Here is a 16,248-nt window from a genome sequence, read left to right on the forward strand (position 1 = left end):
CCAGTCGGGTTCAGCGGGGTGCGCTCGCGTAGATTTCGCGTATGAGCTCAGCTGTGTTCCCCGGATCCTTCGACCCGTTCACCGTCGGCCACCGCTATGTCGTGGAGCGGGCCGCCACCCGCTTCGACACCCTCGTCGTCACCGTCGTGGTGAACCCCAACAAGCGTGGGATGTTCGACGTCGACGAGCGCATCGCCCTCATCCGTGAGGACTGCGCCGATCTGCCCAACGTCCGCGTCGACCGCTGGACCGGGCTGCTCGTCGACTATCTGCGCAACGAGGGCATCGACACCATCGTCAAGGGCCTTCGCTCGGGCACCGACTTCGACTACGAGGTACCGATGGCGCAGATGAATCGTGAACTCACCGACGTCGAGACGATGTTCCTGCTCACCGACCCGAGATTCGCCCACGTGTCGAGTTCGCTGGTCAAGGAGGTCGCGAAACTCGGTGGTGACGTCGCCCCGTTCCTGTCGCCGCACGTGCACGAGCGGTTGCAGGCGGCGCTCGCGGGGGAGCGGCGGGTCTGATCACCCGAACCGCGAGCTCGCGCGACACACCCCTCGCGCCTCACTAATCACACGCACACCATTCGGCACAATGGTCACAGTTGTTCCGGAACTGACCTAGGCAAACGCCGGATTGGGGTGGCTGTGTACCGCGTCTTTGAAGCGCTCGATGAACTCGTCGCGATCGTCGAGGAAGCGCGTAGCGTCCCGATGACCGCAGGTTGCGTGGTCCCGCGGGGTGATGTCCTCGAGTTGCTCGACGACATCAAGGATTCGATCCCCGGCGAACTCGACGACGCACAGGACGTGCTCGACGAGCGTGACTCGCTGGTCGCCAACGCCCGCCACCACGCGGACACCGTCATCACCAAGGCGGATTCGGAGTCCGAGGCGGTGATGGCGCACGCCCGCGCCGAGGCCGACCGCATCCTGTCCGACGCCAAGGCGCAGGCCGACCGCATGGTCGACGAGGCGGGCACCCACGGCCGCCAGCTCGTCGAGGACGCCACCGAGGAGGCCCACCGCCTCTCCACGAGTGCCTCACGAGAGTTCGAGGCGGTGACCGGGCGTGCTCGCGCGGAGGCGCAGCGCACCGTCGACTCCGCCAACAACATCTACGACAAGTCGGTGGCCGACGGTATCGCCGAACAGCAGCGTCTGGTGTCCGAGGCCGAGGTGGTGGCGGCATCGAAGTCGGAGGCCGAGCGGATCATCGACGCGGCGCACGCCGAGGCGGACCGCCTGCGTGGGGACTGCGACGTCTACGTCGACGAGAAGCTCGCGCAGTTCGAAGAGATCCTCACGGGCACCCTGCGGTCGGTCAACCGTGGTCGGCACCAGTTGCGGACCGGTGCGGCGATGCACGACTACGTGGAGTACCCGCGCAGCGTCGACGACGGGCCCGCGCCGCGGGGAGCGGAGCGAGGCCACGACCACGCCGACGACCAGGCATCCCGCCTGGCGGTCTGAGTGCGCCGGCCGTAGTGGCACGCGCCGCCGTGGCGGTCGTTCGATCCGCGTAGGACTCGGGCGTATCGTGCAACTGTGACCGATCACGTGAAGAGCCCGGAGACCGCGACCGGGGGCACCCCGGCCCGTCCGGCCGACGCTGCCGCGATACGCGATCCGTTCGTCCTCGATGTCCGCACACTGGGCCGCCGGCCCGGCACGATGTCCGAGGTGCACCGCACCCTGACCTCTCCGGAACGCCTCGGTGTGGACATGATCGGCATCCCCGCCGGGTCGGAGATCGAACTCGACCTGCGCCTGGAGGCGGTCAGCGAGGGGGTGCTGGTCACCGGCACGGTCAGCGGCGACACCGAGGGCCAGTGTTCCCGGTGTCTGGAACCGATCGACGGTGCCGTGACGGTGTTCCTCACCGAGCTGTTCGCCTACCCCGACAGCGAGACCGAACAGACCACCGACTCCGACGACGTGCACCGCATCTCCGACGAGCGCATCGACCTCGAGCAGTCGATCATCGACGCGGTGGCGTTGGAACTGCCGATCTCACCGCTGTGCTCGGAGGACTGCCTCGGCCTGTGTCAGCACTGCGGTGTTCGCCTCGCCGTGGCCGAGCCGGGACACTCGCACGAGGTCATCGATCCCCGATGGGCCGCCCTGCGGGACAAGTTCGCGACCGGTGATGCGACCGATGACGCACAAGGCGGTGACTGAGGCGCCGTGACGGAAGGACGAGGCGTGACCGACGGTGCTGTGAGTGACGGTGCCCTGGGCGACGGTGCCGTGGACCCGAAACCGCAGGACAGGTTCGTCGATCTGCTCGATGCGGTGGGGGCGCGCCTGTCACCCGAACTGTTGACCCTGGCCCTCACGCACCGTTCGTACGCGTACGAGAACGGCGGCCTGCCCACCAACGAGCGCCTGGAGTTCCTCGGTGACTCCGTGCTCGGGGTGGTCATCACCGAACGGCTGTATCTGCGTTATCCGGAGAAGTCCGAAGGCGAACTCGCGAAGATCCGTGCCAGCGTCGTCAACATGCATGCACTGGCCGAGGTGGCCCGCGGACTCGGCTCGGGCGGCCTCGGGCGTCACCTGTACCTGGGACGTGGCGAGGAACTGACCGGCGGACGGGACAAGGACAGCATCCTGGCCGACGGTCTCGAGTCGCTGTTCGGTGCCCTGTACCTGGAACACGGTCTGGCCGAATGCAAGACGATCATCCTCGGACTGTTCGACGAGATGATCGGACACTCCGGACATCTGGGCGCAGGCCTCGACTGGAAGACGTCGCTGCAGGAACTGTCCGCCGAGGGCGGGCTCGGCCCGCCGCATTACCAGATCACTTCCACCGGACCCGACCACGACAAGGAGTTCACCGCCGTCGCGGTGGTCGCGGGCGAGAGCCTCGGTGAGGGCATCGGCCGGACGAAGAAAGAGGCCGAGCAGAAAGCGGCCTCGCTGGCCTGGCGCACGCTCACCGACCGTGCCGCCGCGAACTGAACGGCGCTGACGTGCCGGAATTGCCGGAGGTCGAGACCGTACGGCGGGGACTCGTCGACCACGTGCAGGGCAAGCGCATCGTCGCCGTGGAGGTGCTGCACCCGCGTGCGGTCCGGCGGCACGTGCCCGGTGGTGCCGACCTCGCGGGGCGCCTGACCGGGCGCACGGTCGCCGGAGTGCATCGTCGCGGGAAGTACCTCTGGCTCGACATCGCCGACGACGCCGATTCGTTCCCGCTCGTCGTCCATCTCGGGATGAGCGGGCAGATGCTCATCACGGAGGCCGGCGCCGACGACCATGTTCACCTGCGCATCCGCGCGGTACTCGACGACGGACACGAAGTGCGGTTCGTCGACCAGCGCACGTTCGGCGGCTGGCACGTCGACGAGTACGCGGACGCTCCAGACGCGACGAAAGTCGTTGACGGGCAACATCTTCCCGAGTCGATCGCGCACATCGCCCCGGACCCGTTCGATCCGGCCTTTCGGCCGGAACTCGTGGTCGGCGCGATGAGGTCCCGACACAGCGAGATCAAGCGGGTGCTCCTCGACCAGTCGGTGATCTCCGGTGTCGGCAACATCTATGCCGACGAGGCGTTGTGGCGCAGTCGAATCCACGGTGGCCGCAGCGCCGACGGATTGAGTCGTGCAAAGCTGGCCGAACTGCTCGCCGCGGTCACCGCGGTGATGAACGAGGCTCTCGACGTCGGTGGGACGTCGTTCGACGCGCTCTACGTCAACGTGAACGGACAGTCGGGATACTTCGAACGCTCACTGAACGCCTATGGCCGGGAAGGTCAACCGTGCCGCCGATGCGGCGCGATCATGCGGCGTGAGCAGTTCATGAACCGCAGTTCGTACTATTGCCCCCGATGCCAACGGCGCGCGGCGGGCTCGCGGAAGCAATCCGGGGCCGTACGCGTTGTCGCAGCTGCCACGTCCGGCGGGCCACGACGAGAAGAAACGAGACAGTGATCATGACGACCGATCAGCAGACCGCCCAGCAGTCCACGGCCGAGCCGGGAGACAAGCCGCACACCGAACTCTGGGTGGAGCGGACCGGCACCCGTCGTTACGTCGGTCGGAGCTCGCGAGGTGCCGAGGTGCTCGTCGGGTCGGAGGACGTCGAAGGGGTGTTCACCCCCGGAGAACTGTTGAAGATCGCGCTCGGCGCGTGCACCGGCATGTCGTCGGATCGCCCGCTGGCCCGTCGCCTCGGCGACGACTACGACGCCACGATCCGGGTCAGCGGCGCCGCGGACCGGGAGAACGAGGTCTACCCGGCTCTCGACGAAGTGCTCGAGATCGACCTGTCCGAACTCGACGACGACGCCGCCGAACGGTTGCTCATCGTCGTACAGCGGGCCATCGACGCGGTGTGCACCGTCGGGCGGACCGTCAAGGCAGGCGCCGCGGTGAACCTGGCCATCACCACGGACTGACGATGAGCGCGAGCGAACGCGTCCGCCTCACCGCCCACGTGCACGGTCGTGTGCAGGGGGTGGGCTTTCGCTGGTGGACACGGTCGCGCGCCCTGGAACTCGGACTGGTCGGCTACGCGGCCAACCTCGTCGACGGGCGTGTCCTGGTGGTGGCCGAGGGCGATCGTGACGCCGTCGAGGCACTGCTGGACCACCTGCGTTCGGGGCAGACACCGGGTTTCGTGGACACCGTCGTGGAACGATTCGACCCGCCCCGCGGTGATCTGCAGGGATTCGTCGAGAAGTGAGGGCTGCACAGGTCCGCGTGGGGACACCGCTGAGGCCACGATGGTGAGTATTCTGTACCGTCGTGCACCTCAAAAGCCTCACCCTCAAGGGCTTCAAGTCGTTTGCGTCGTCGACGACGCTGCGCTTCGAGCCCGGGATCACCTGTGTGGTGGGGCCCAACGGGTCGGGTAAATCCAACGTCGTCGACGCCCTGACCTGGGTGATGGGCGAGCAGGGTGCCAAGGCACTGCGTGGCGGCAAGATGGAGGACGTCATCTTTGCCGGCACCTCGGGTCGGCCGCCGCTCGGTCGTGCCGAGGTCACCCTCACCATCGACAACGCCGACGGTGCGCTGCCCATCGAGTACTCCGAGGTCTCCATCACCCGCCGGATGTTCCGCGACGGCGCGGGCGAGTACGAGGTCAACGGCAACAAGTGCCGCCTCATGGACGTGCAGGAACTGCTCAGTGACTCCGGCATCGGGCGAGAGATGCACGTCATCGTGGGCCAGGGACGACTCTCGGCGATCCTGGAGTCGCGTCCCGAGGACCGACGGGCGTTCATCGAAGAGGCCGCGGGCGTGCTCAAGCATCGCAAGCGCAAGGAGAAGGCGGTCCGCAAGCTCGACGGCATGCAGGCCAATCTCGCCCGGTTGTCCGACCTCACCGCCGAACTGCGCAGACAGCTCAAACCGCTCGGCCGCCAGGCCGAGGTGGCGCGTCGTGCGCAGACGGTGCAGGCCGACCTGCGCGACGCGCGCCTGCGCCTGGCCGCCGACGACCTGGTGACCCGACGCGGCGAGATGGCCGAACACACGGCCGTCGAAGACCAGGTGCGCCAACAACAAGACGAGGTCACCGCAGCGCTCGACGAGGCGTCGGCCACGCTCGCCGAACACGAGGAGCACCTCGCCGCGGTCACGCCCGCCGCCACCGCGGCAGGACAGACCTGGTTCCGGCTGTCCGCGCTGGCCGAGCGCGTCGATGCGACATGCCGGGTCGCCGCCGAGCGCAGTCGCCACCTGAGCGAACCCGTCGCACACAACAGCGGTCCCGATCCCGATCAGCTGGAACGACAGGCGGAGGAGGCCGCGCTGACCGAGGCCGAACTCGACGCCGCGGTCACCACGTCGTCGGAGTTCCTCGAGGCGGCGCAGGCCGAACTGGCCCGCTGCGAATCCGAGGCAGCCGAGGCCGAGCAGGCACACATGGCAGCCGTGCGGGCGATCGCAGATCGCCGCGAAGGGCTGGCACGGCTGGAGGGCCAGGTCGCCAATCTGCGCACCCGATCGGAATCGGTGGATTCGGAGACCGATCGACTCACCGCCGCGATCAAGGCGGCCAATGAACGCGCCGAGGCGGCTCAGACGCAGCAGGATGCGACCGCGGCCACCCTGAGCCGGTACGAGGCCGCAGAGAAGGGCCTCGACGAACACCACGAGCGGTCGGTGACCGCACTGAACCTCTCCAACGAGCGGGTCGCGTCGTTGCAGACGGCCCAGCGTGAAACCGAGCAGCGGATCGCCTCGCTGGCCGCACGCATCGACGCATTGTCGGTGAGTCTGGAACGCAACGACGGTGGAGCCTGGCTGCTGGAACACGCTCCGGACGGTCTGGCGGCGCCGATGTCGGAGCTGCTGACCGTGGAGTCCGGATACGAAACCGCCATCGCCGGAGCCCTGGGGCCGGCCGCCGAGGCCATCGCCACCGTCGACACCCTGGCCGCGGTCCGCGCACTGGACGCACTCAAGACCGGCGACGGCGGCCGTGCGGCGCTGATCCTCGGTGGACTTCCCGAGGTGGCCGCACGCGACGACGTTCACCTCCCCGACGGTGCTCGGTGGGCGACATCGGTGGTGACCTGCCCGCCGTCGGTCCGGGGGGCCGTCGACCTCCTGCTCGCCGACACCATCGTGGTCGACACGCCCGAACAGGGCATCGAGCTTGCCCAGCGCCACCGCGTCAGGACGGTCACCCGCGACGGTGACCGGGTGGGTCCGGCCTCGATCGAGGGCGGATCGTCGCGGCGACCGTCGACGCTGGAGGTCCAATCCGCCATCGACGTGGCGACCAACGAACTCGCCGAGGCGAGACGCCGCGCCGAGGAGGTGGAGGCCGCGCTCGACGGCGCGCTCACCGATCAACTCGAACGACGCGAGGTCGCCGAGGAGGCGCTCGCCGCGCTGCACGAATCCGATGCCAACGTCGGCGGCACCTACGAGCAGATGGCCCGTCTCGGACACGAGGTCCGTGCTGCCCGCGCCGAGGGCGATCGGCTGGTGCGGCAGCGCGAGAAGGCCGAGGAAGGCCGGAGCGAGACACTTGCCAAACTCCGCGAACTCGACGAGCGCCTGCGGTTGGCCCGCGACGAATCCGAGACCACGCCTGCTGCGGCAGGCGACGACACACCGCGCGCGGCGGCCGCCGAAGCGGTCGCTGCCGCCCGATCCGCGGAGATGGAAGCCCGTCTGCAGTTGCGGACCTCCGAAGAACGGCTCGCATCCGTGCGCGGCAAGGCGGATTCGCTTCGTCGCGCCGCGCAGCGCGAACGCGAGGCGCGGGTACGAGCCGAGCGTCAGGATCGGGCGCGCAGACATGCGGCCGCGGTCGCCGAGGCGGTCGGATCGGCCGGCGCCGAGGTCTCGCGACGGTTGGCGCTCGCGGTGGCGACCGCCCAGCAGGGACGTGACGAGCTCGAACAGATCCGGGCCGAACGGACCGCCGCACTCGACGACCTCAAGCAGCAGGTCAACGATCTGACCGCACGACTCAACGCCCTGCGCGACACGGTGCATCGCGACGAGATGGCCCGCGCCCAGGCCACCCTGCGGATCGAACAACTCGAGGAACAGATCCTCGAGACATTCGCCATCGCCCCCGACGATCTGATCGCCGAGTACGGCCCGGACGTCCCGATGCCGCCATCCGCGTTGGAGATACACGAGTACGAGCAGGCCAAGGAACGAGGAGAGTCCGTCGTCGCGCCGGCTGCGATGCCGTATGACCGCGCGACCCAGGAAGCCCGTGCCAAGAAGGCCCAGAAGGACCTCAACACGCTCGGCAAGGTCAATCCGCTCGCACTCGAGGAGTTCGCGGCGCTCGAGGAACGCTACAACTTTCTGTCGGCGCAACTCGAGGACGTCAAGGCCGCGCGGCGGGACCTCCTCGCGGTGGTCGAGGACGTCGATGCGCGGATCCTGCAGGTGTTCACCGAGGCCTACGCCGACGTGGAGCGCGAGTTCGAGCAGGTGTTCGCCACCTTGTTCCCGGGCGGAGAGGGCAGGCTGGTCCTGACCGACCCCGGTGACATGTTGACCACGGGAATCGAGGTCGAGGCGCGGCCACCGGGCAAGAAGGTGAAGCGGCTCTCGCTGCTCTCCGGCGGCGAGAAGTCCCTGACCGCGGTGGCGATGCTGGTGGCCATCTTCCGTGCCCGTCCATCGCCGTTCTACGTGATGGACGAGGTCGAGGCCGCCCTCGACGACACCAACCTCCGGCGACTCATCGCGTTGTTCGAGCAACTGCGCGAGCGCTCCCAGCTGATCGTGATCACCCACCAGAAGCCCACCATGGAGGTGGCCGACGCCCTCTACGGCGTCAGCATGCGCGGGGACGGCATCACCACCGTGATCTCGCAACGGCTGCGGGGTGTGGACATCCCGGTGGCCACCGGGGCGCGGGCGCAGACCGAAGCCGAATAGGCTGCAGGGCGTCACCGCCGGGAAGCCGATCGGGGGAGTGGAACCCTCCGGAGAACAGGACAGCAGGAGTGAACACCGGAATCATCATCGGCATCGTCGTGGCGATCGTCGTGATCCTCGCGTTGATCGTGTTGGGCATCGTGCTCGCGCGACGCCGCCGAATCTCCCTGACCGACGACCGCACCACCCAGGTCGTCGACGGGACCACACCACAGGTCGACAGATCCGGTGGTTACCAGGCCGGATCGGGGTTCTCGTTCAGTCAGGGCGGTTCGTCGACGGCGCTCGCCGAGCCGCCGGAGCGCGTGCGTCCGCCGACCGAGCGGACCGAGGTCGACGGGCAGCCCGGCGTCGGCGACGACGCATCGGTGCCGCGTGATTCCGAACAGCGACCGATCACCGATCTCGACCTGCCCACCGACGAGCCGTCGTCGCAGGCGGGCGTGGGCACGCTGGAACCGGAGAGCACCACACCGGAGACGAGCACACCGGAGAAGACCGCACCCGATACGAGCACACCGGGGACCACCACACCCGAGGCGCCCGAATCGCAGACACCCGACACCCAGGCGCCCGAGGTGGTGCCGCCGACGGAACCGGCGCCGGTCGTCGACACGCCCGCTCCTGATGCCCCCGCTGCCGATATCCCCGCTGCCGATGGCGCACCGACGGTCGAACCCACGACCACCGAGCCTGACCTCGCGCCGGAAGCGGCGTCGGTCGCTCCTGAACTCGAAGAGATCGCCCCGACCTCGGGCCGCCTCGGACGGTTGCGCGGCAGGCTGTCCCGATCGCAGGGCGCGATCGGCAAGAGCGTCCTCGGATTGCTCGGCGCCGGCGACCTCGACGAGGACAGCTGGGAGGAGATCGAAGACACCCTGGTGATGGCCGATCTCGGTACGTCGTCGACGACGGCCGTCGTCGACCGACTCCGCAGCGAGTTGGCCACCAGCAATGTCCGCACCGCCGACGATGCGCGCGCCTTGTTGCGACGTGTCCTGGTCGAGCAGCTGCACCCCGAGCTGGACCGGTCGGTCCGGGCCCTGCCACACGCCGAAGGCCCCGCGGTGGTGCTCGTGGTCGGCGTGAACGGCACCGGCAAGACCACCACGACCGGCAAGTTGGCGCGGGTCCTGGTCGCCGACGGACGTCGCGTCCTGCTGGGCGCGGCAGACACCTTCCGTGCCGCAGCGGCAGACCAGTTGCAGACCTGGGGCGAGCGCGTCGGTGCCGATGTGGTGCGCGGCAAGGAGGCCGCCGATCCCGCCTCGGTGGCCTTCGACGCGGTCGCGAAGGGAATCGACACCGGCGTGGACGTCGTGATGATCGACACCGCGGGTCGCCTGCACACCAAGACCGGGTTGATGGACGAACTCGGCAAGGTCAAACGCGTCGTCGAGAAGAAGGCTCCCGTCGACGAGGTGCTGTTGGTGCTCGACGCCACCGTCGGCCAGAACGGGCTGACCCAGGCACGGGTGTTCGCCGAGGTCGTCGACATCACCGGCGTGGTGTTGACCAAGCTCGACGGAACCGCCAAGGGCGGCATCGTGTTCCATGTCCAAGAGGAGCTCGGTGTGCCGGTGAAACTGGTCGGGCTGGGGGAGGGCGCCGACGATCTGGCGCCGTTCGAGCCGGAGGCCTTCGTCGACGCGTTGCTGTGACCGCCGTATGCCCGAGACACGGTTTGCCGCGGACCGCTGACGTCTGAACCGGCGCCATCGGGGCGACCAGGGTTGTTACGTGGACGAAATACAATCCGTCCACTGGTTCACACGTCCGAAACCTCAGAGCACCACGGATGAAACCGTCTGCCGACAGTCTCTTTGCAGGCGCCGAGCCGTCGGCGCACTCTAGGAGGTTTCTACCGTGGTTTTGGCACTGCCAGACGACGCCTTTGCGGTCCCCGACACCGGAGATACGGCTTGGCTGCTCATCAGCGCGTCACTGGTCCTGTTGATGACGCCCGGCCTCGCCTTCTTCTACGGGGGGTTGTCGCGGGGTAAGTCGGTTCTGAACATGATGATGATGTCCTTCGGGTCGATCGCGACGGTCAGTGTCGTGTACGTCCTGTGGGGTTTCTCCATGGCGTTCGGCAACGGCATCACCGGTGACGACGACATCTGGGGCGTCTTCTCGAACCCGTTCGCGCTGTTCGGCTCCGACCAGCTGATGGAGACCCGGGAGGTGACACAGAACGGGGAGGCGGTCGAACAGGTCGTGACCGGCGGCCTGACCATCCCGTCGACGGTCTTCCTGGCGTTCCAGCTGACCTTCGCCGTCATCACGGTGGCGCTGATCTCGGGTTCGCTGGCCGAGCGCGTGAAGTTCTCCACCTGGCTGGTCTTCTCGGTCATCTGGGCAACCATCGTGTACTTCCCGCTCTCCCACATGGTCTGGGGCGGCGGCATCATGTCCGGAGCCGAAGACGGTTTCGCCGCATGGATGTTCGGTACCGAGGACGGCGCGGCCAAGGTGGCACCGATCGACTTTGCCGGCGGCACCGTGGTGCACATCAACGCCGGTATGGCAGGCCTGGTGCTCGCGCTGATCGTCGGTGCGCGTGTCGGATTCGGCAAGACCGCCTATCGTCCGCACAACATCCCGTTCGTGATGCTCGGCGCCGCGCTGCTGTGGTTCGGTTGGTTCGGGTTCAACGCCGGTTCGGAGCTCGCCGCGGACATGACCGCGGGCAAGGTGTGGATCAACACCACCGCCGCCACCGCGGCCGCGATGATCGGCTGGCTCGCCGTGGAATGGGTACGCGATCGTCACCCGACGAGCGTCGGTGCGGCCTCGGGTATCGTCGCCGGCCTGGTCGCCATCACGCCGGCGTGCGGTGCTCTGACACCGGTCGGTTCGCTGATCCTCGGCGTCGTCGCGGGCATCCTGTCGGCCCTCGCGATCAGTCTGAAGAACAAGTTCGGCTACGACGACTCGCTCGACGTGGTGGGCGTGCACCTCGTGTCCGGCCTGTGGGGCACCGTCGCGATCGGTCTGCTGGCCAAGGACACCGGCCTGTTCTACGGACACGACTACAAGCAGCTCGTGGTGCAGATCGTCATCGCAGCCTTCGCCCTGGTGTTCACCGGTGTGCTCACCGCCGTCATCGCGCTGATCCTCAAGCCGCTCGGCTGGAAGGTCGACGCCGAGGACGAGCACAACGGCATCGACGAGGCCGAACACGCGGAGACAGCCTATGAACTGGCATGAATCCCTGCACATCGACTACTACGCTGATTCTTGTGGAGAGGGATAACTGATGAAGCTGATCACCGCAATCGTGAAACCGTTCACGCTCGAAGACGTCAAGGCAGGCCTCGAACAGGCCGGAATCCTGGGCATGACCGTCAGTGAGGTCCAGGGCTACGGACGGCAGAAGGGCCACACCGAGGTCTACCGCGGTGCGGAGTACTCGGTCGACTTCGTACCGAAGGTGCGTGTGGAGGTGGTCGTCGACGATGCGGCCGTGGACAAGGTCGTCGACGTGATCGTCGAGGCCGCCCGCACCGGAAAGATCGGTGACGGAAAGGTCTGGGTCTCGCCGGTCGAGTCGGTCGTCCGGGTTCGTACCGGGGAGCGCGGCGCAGACGCACTCTAGACACCCGGCACAAGACGAACGCGCGGCCCCGCGTCTGATCGCATCAGGCGCGGGGCCGCGCCATCACCAAGGAGTGCGAAACACCCGTGTCAGCAACAGATCTCGCGGCCACGCGCCGGCAGCTCCTGGAGTCCGGAAGGGCCGGGAAGCTCGATGCCCCCGGCCTGCGGCAGGTGCTGGTGGACCTGCATGAGTTCTGGCTGACCAGCAAGGCCGCCGAACTCGGCATCCGGTCCGACAGCGGATTCGCGATCGTCGCGGTCGGCGGTCTCGGACGTGGTGAGCTGCTTCCGTTCTCCGACCTCGACCTGATCCTGCTGCACGACGATCAGCCGGTCGACCGCGTTGCAGAGGTGGCCGACGGACTCTGGTATCCGTTGTGGGACGCCAACATCCCGCTCGATCACAGTGTTCGCACCGTTCCGCAGGCGCTCCAGGTGGCGAGCGAAGACGTCGCCGCCGCGCTCGGATTGCTCGAGGCGCGCCACATCGTCGGTGACGAGGACCTGTCCGCCTTGTTGATCGGTGGCGTCCGGCAACAGTGGCGCACCGGGATCCGCGACCGCTTCACCGACGTGGTCGCGCACGCGCAGGATCGATGGCGACGGGCCGGCGACATCGCGCACCGTGCCGAACCCGATCTGAAGAACGGTCGAGGTGGTCTGCGCGACGTGCAACTGCTCGGGGCGCTGGCCGTCGCGCAACTCACCGACGGGATGGCGAGCCTGCGGCCGGACTCACCCGGCGCCGGACCGCAGGTCGCCTACGCGAGACTCCTGGACATCCGTACCGAATTGCACCGGATCGCCGGCAGGCCACGTGAACAGGTCCGCGCCCAGGACGCCGACGAGATCGGTGCGGCATTGCGGATCGGCGACCGTTTCGACCTGGCTCGGGTGATCAGCGATTCGGCCCGCACCATCAGCTACTCGATCGACGTGGGTCTGCGAACGGCGGGCAACGCATTACCGAGGCGTGGACTGGCCAAGTTACGTCGGTCGCCGATCCGCCGGCCCCTCGACGAGGGCGTGGTGGAGCACAACGGGGAAATCGTCTTGGCGCGCAACGCAATTCCCAGCAAGGACCCCGGGTTGATCCTGCGGGTCGCCTCGGCCTCGGCGCGCACCGGTCTGCCGATCAGTGCGTCGACGCTGAGCAGACTCGCCGACTACGCCCCCGAACTCCGCGAACCCTGGCCCGCCGAAGCACTCAGCGATCTGCTGGTCCTCCTGGGATCGGGCCATCACATGGTCGACCCGATCGAGGCCCTCGACCGCACCGGTCTGTGGGGTCGTCTGGTGCCGGAGTGGGGAGCGGTGCGCGACCTGCCGCCCCGCGACGCGATCCACACCTGGACCGTCGACCGGCACCTGGTGGAGACCGCCGCGTACGCCGGTTCGATGACCACCCGGGTGTCGCGGCCGGACCTGCTGGTGCTCGGCGCACTCGTGCACGACCTGGGGAAGGGGCGCGGTGCCGACCACAGCATCGTCGGCGCCGAACTCGCCATCCAGATCGGCAACCGTATCGGGCTGTGGCCGCAGGACGTGACCGTGTTGTCGGAGATGGTGCGCCATCACCTGCTGTTGCCGACCGTCGCGACGCGACGTGACCTCGATGATCCGGCCACCGCTGAGCTGGTGGCGGCCACGCTCGGATACAACCGGGTGCTGCTGGAACTGCTCTCGACCCTCGCCGAGGCGGATTCACTGGCCACCGGGCCCGGCGTGTGGGGTGAGTGGAAGGCCTCGCTCATCAACGAACTCGTCCGGCGCGCACTGCGCCTCATCGACGGCGGCGAACTGACTCGGCCCGATCCGCTCACCGCCGAACAGCTCGCACTCGCCGAGGCAGGCGGATTCGCCGTGCAATTGGTGGCCGGCGACGGACCGCACACCCATCGCGTGACGATGGTGGCACCCGACCAGCCGGGCCTGCTGTCCAAGATGGCCGGCGTGTTGTCGCTGAACGGCCTGCGATCCCACTCGGCCACCGTCCAGTCGGCGGCCGGTAGCGCGGTCAACACGTTCGTCGTCGTGCCGCTGTTCGGCGCGCCCCCCGAAGAGGGCCTCATGCGCCAGCAACTGATCGCCGCGGTCGAGGGCAAGATCGACGTGCTGGCCCGACTCGACACACGGGAGGCCGAGTCGCCGATCCCGACCATCGCGACCGTCCAGGTCACTCCGGGCGTATCGGCCGGGACGGGGGTGTCGGCCGGCAGTACCGACCCGGCCGTCGACGGTGCCGGACACCCGAAGAGTGCGGTACCTGCTCTGTTCGCCGTCGCGCCACCGCGGGTCCTCTGGGTCGACGAACCGACCGGCGACACCCTGATGGAGTTGCGCACCGACGACCGCATCGGTCTGCTCAGCCGAGTCAGTGCCGTCCTCGAGCGCCACGGGGCGCACGTGCACTGGGCCAAGGTCGCGACGCTCGGCAGCACCGTCGTGGACACCTTCTGCCTGCGGTTGACCGACGCGAGCGAACAGGCGCGCAAGGCCCTGGCCGACGACGTCATCGCGGTCTGTCCCCCGGAGCAGCCGCGTGCTGCAGCCGACCGCACGGACGGCGGTCCGGAGAGCTACGGCGGCACCGGACGCTCCGGCGTACCCATCAGCTGACCGGGCGTGACGACGAGCATGGAACACTAGAGGAATGTTCGATTCGCTTTCCGACCGGTTGTCCGGTGCGCTGAAGGACCTGCGGGGCAAGGGACGTCTCAGCGACGCCGACATCGACCGCACCTCGCGCGAGATCCGGCTCGCCCTGCTAGAAGCCGACGTATCGCTGCCCGTCGTCCGCGGATTCATCAGCAAGGTCAAGGAGCGGGCCAAGGGAGCCGAGGTCTCCGGCGCGCTCAATCCTGCTCAGCAGGTCGTCAAGATCGTCAACGAGGAACTCGTCGGCATCCTGGGCGGGGAGACGCGGCGGGTCACCTTCGCCAAGAAGCCACCGACGATCATCATGCTCGCCGGCCTGCAGGGTGCCGGTAAGACCACCCTGGCGGGCAAACTCGGACATTGGCTCAAGAAGCAGGGGCACACGCCGCTGTTGGTGGCCTGCGACCTGCAGCGTCCGGGCGCGGTGTCGCAGCTGCAGATCGTCGGTGAGCGCGCCGACGTCAAGGTCTTCGCCCCGCATCCGGGCACCAGCATCGGTGGCGAGGGCGAACTCGGTGTGACGTCCGGGGACCCGGTCGAGGTGGCTCGCGCCGGTGTCGCCGAGGCAACCGCACAGCACTACGACGTCGTCGTGATCGACACCGCGGGTCGCCTCGGTATCGACGAGGAACTGATGCGTCAGGCCTCCGACATCCGTACCGCCACCAGCCCCGACGAGGTGCTGTTCGTGGTCGACGCGATGATCGGTCAGGACGCCGTGAGCACCGCCGAGGCGTTCCAGGAGGGTGTCGGCTTCACAGGCGTCGTGCTGACCAAACTCGACGGCGACGCCCGCGGCGGTGCGGCCCTGTCGGTGCGAGAGGTCACCGGCAAACCCATCATGTTCGCGTCGTCGGGGGAGAAGCTCGACGACTTCGACGTCTTCCACCCCGATCGCATGGCCAGCCGCATCCTCGGCATGGGCGACGTGCTCTCGCTCATCGAGCAGGCCGAACAGCATTGGGACGCCCAGCAGGCCGAGGCGGCGGCGGCCAAGATCACCCAGGGCGAATTGACGCTCGAGGACTTCCTCGAGCAGATGCTGATGATCCGCAAGATGGGCCCCATCGGCAACATCCTGGGGATGCTGCCGGGTGCCGGTCAGATGAAGGACGCGCTGTCGCAGGTCGACGACAGCCAACTCGACCGCGTCCAGGCGATCATCCGCGGCATGACCCCTGCCGAGCGGGAGAACCCCAAGATCATCAACGCGTCGCGCCGTCTGCGCATCGCCAACGGTTCGGGTGTGGCCGTCAGCGACGTGAACCAACTGGTGGACCGCTTCTTCGAGGCGCGCAAGATGATGGCGCAGATGTCGGGCCGGATGGGCTTCGGCGGAGGCGGCGGTGGGCGCAAGTCGAACCGCAAGAAGGGCAAGGGCAAGAAGGGCAAGAACCGCGGGCCGACCCAGTCGAAGGCCGCGCGCAACGGCTTCCCGGGAATGCCCGGCATGCCGGGGATGCCGGGCATGCCCGCCGGTTTCCCCGACCTGTCCAACATGCCGGCCGGACTCAACGAACTGCCGCCGGGACTCGAGGGTATCGACGTCTCCCAGTTCCAGAATCCCAAGAAGGACAAGGACAAGTAGCGCCCGCCGACCGACCGCGGCC

12 protein-coding genes and 2 pseudogenes are annotated in these 16,248 nt (G+C 68.1%); all 14 read left to right on the forward strand.

Going from position 1 to position 16,248, the window contains the following annotated elements; genetic code table 11:
• The first annotated feature begins 41 nt into the window (after positions 1 to 41).
• The 14 genes and pseudogenes from coaD to ffh all read left to right on the forward strand — a co-directional run bounded on the left by coaD (position 42) and on the right by ffh (position 16,226).
• Positions 42 to 530: a pantetheine-phosphate adenylyltransferase gene (coaD, locus tag AAFP35_RS08915; protein ID WP_419221216.1), complete on the forward strand. Its 489-nt coding sequence runs from the start codon at positions 42 to 44 to the stop codon at positions 528 to 530.
• Positions 531 to 653: 123 nt separating this feature from the next.
• A complete protein-coding gene (locus tag AAFP35_RS08920) occupies positions 654 to 1,478 on the forward strand; it encodes a DivIVA domain-containing protein (RefSeq protein ID WP_419221217.1) in 825 nt (274 codons plus the stop codon).
• Positions 1,479 to 1,553: 75 nt separating this feature from the next.
• Positions 1,554 to 2,186 carry a YceD family protein gene (locus AAFP35_RS08925; RefSeq protein WP_419221218.1) on the forward strand — a complete coding sequence of 211 codons (633 nt, stop codon included), beginning with the start codon at positions 1,554 to 1,556 and terminating at the stop codon, positions 2,184 to 2,186.
• A gap of 69 nt (positions 2,187 to 2,255) precedes the next feature.
• Positions 2,256 to 2,972: a ribonuclease III gene (gene rnc / locus AAFP35_RS08930; RefSeq protein ID WP_419221554.1), complete on the forward strand. Its 717-nt coding sequence runs from the start codon at positions 2,256 to 2,258 to the stop codon at positions 2,970 to 2,972.
• 68 nt (positions 2,973 to 3,040) lie between these two features.
• Positions 3,041 to 3,793: pseudogene (gene mutM / locus AAFP35_RS08935) on the forward strand (bifunctional DNA-formamidopyrimidine glycosylase/DNA-(apurinic or apyrimidinic site) lyase); the annotation flags it as partial.
• Positions 3,794 to 3,796: 3 nt separating this feature from the next.
• Positions 3,797 to 3,946: a hypothetical protein gene (locus AAFP35_RS08940; protein WP_419221555.1), complete on the forward strand. Its 150-nt coding sequence runs from the start codon at positions 3,797 to 3,799 to the stop codon at positions 3,944 to 3,946.
• Positions 3,947 to 3,948: 2 nt separating this feature from the next.
• Positions 3,949 to 4,413, forward strand: coding sequence for an OsmC family protein (locus AAFP35_RS08945; RefSeq protein ID WP_419221219.1), 465 nt, complete (start codon positions 3,949 to 3,951; stop codon positions 4,411 to 4,413).
• A 2-nt stretch (positions 4,414 to 4,415) separates the two neighbouring features.
• Positions 4,416 to 4,700: an acylphosphatase gene (locus AAFP35_RS08950; protein WP_419221220.1), complete on the forward strand. Its 285-nt coding sequence runs from the start codon at positions 4,416 to 4,418 to the stop codon at positions 4,698 to 4,700.
• A gap of 62 nt (positions 4,701 to 4,762) precedes the next feature.
• The gene (gene smc / locus AAFP35_RS08955; RefSeq protein WP_419221221.1) at positions 4,763 to 8,380 is read left to right on the forward strand and encodes a chromosome segregation protein SMC; all 3,618 of its coding nucleotides are present in this window, start codon (positions 4,763 to 4,765) and stop codon (positions 8,378 to 8,380) included.
• Between the two features lie 68 nt (positions 8,381 to 8,448).
• Positions 8,449 to 10,041, forward strand: coding sequence for a signal recognition particle-docking protein FtsY (gene ftsY, locus AAFP35_RS08960; RefSeq protein ID WP_419221222.1), 1,593 nt, complete (start codon positions 8,449 to 8,451; stop codon positions 10,039 to 10,041).
• Between the two features lie 205 nt (positions 10,042 to 10,246).
• Positions 10,247 to 11,590: an ammonium transporter gene (locus AAFP35_RS08965; protein WP_419221223.1), complete on the forward strand. Its 1,344-nt coding sequence runs from the start codon at positions 10,247 to 10,249 to the stop codon at positions 11,588 to 11,590.
• A gap of 49 nt (positions 11,591 to 11,639) precedes the next feature.
• Positions 11,640 to 11,978, forward strand: coding sequence for a P-II family nitrogen regulator (locus AAFP35_RS08970; protein WP_005176661.1), 339 nt, complete (start codon positions 11,640 to 11,642; stop codon positions 11,976 to 11,978).
• 42 nt (positions 11,979 to 12,020) lie between these two features.
• Positions 12,021 to 14,599 (forward strand): annotated as a pseudogene (locus AAFP35_RS08975) ([protein-PII] uridylyltransferase).
• A 34-nt stretch (positions 14,600 to 14,633) separates the two neighbouring features.
• The gene (ffh, locus tag AAFP35_RS08980; RefSeq protein ID WP_419221224.1) at positions 14,634 to 16,226 is read left to right on the forward strand and encodes a signal recognition particle protein; all 1,593 of its coding nucleotides are present in this window, start codon (positions 14,634 to 14,636) and stop codon (positions 16,224 to 16,226) included.
• The last annotated feature ends 22 nt before the right edge of the window (positions 16,227 to 16,248 follow it).

Source organism: Gordonia sp. CPCC 206044, from assembly GCF_048537895.1.
Taxonomy (GTDB): Bacteria; Actinomycetota; Actinomycetes; order Mycobacteriales; family Mycobacteriaceae; genus Gordonia.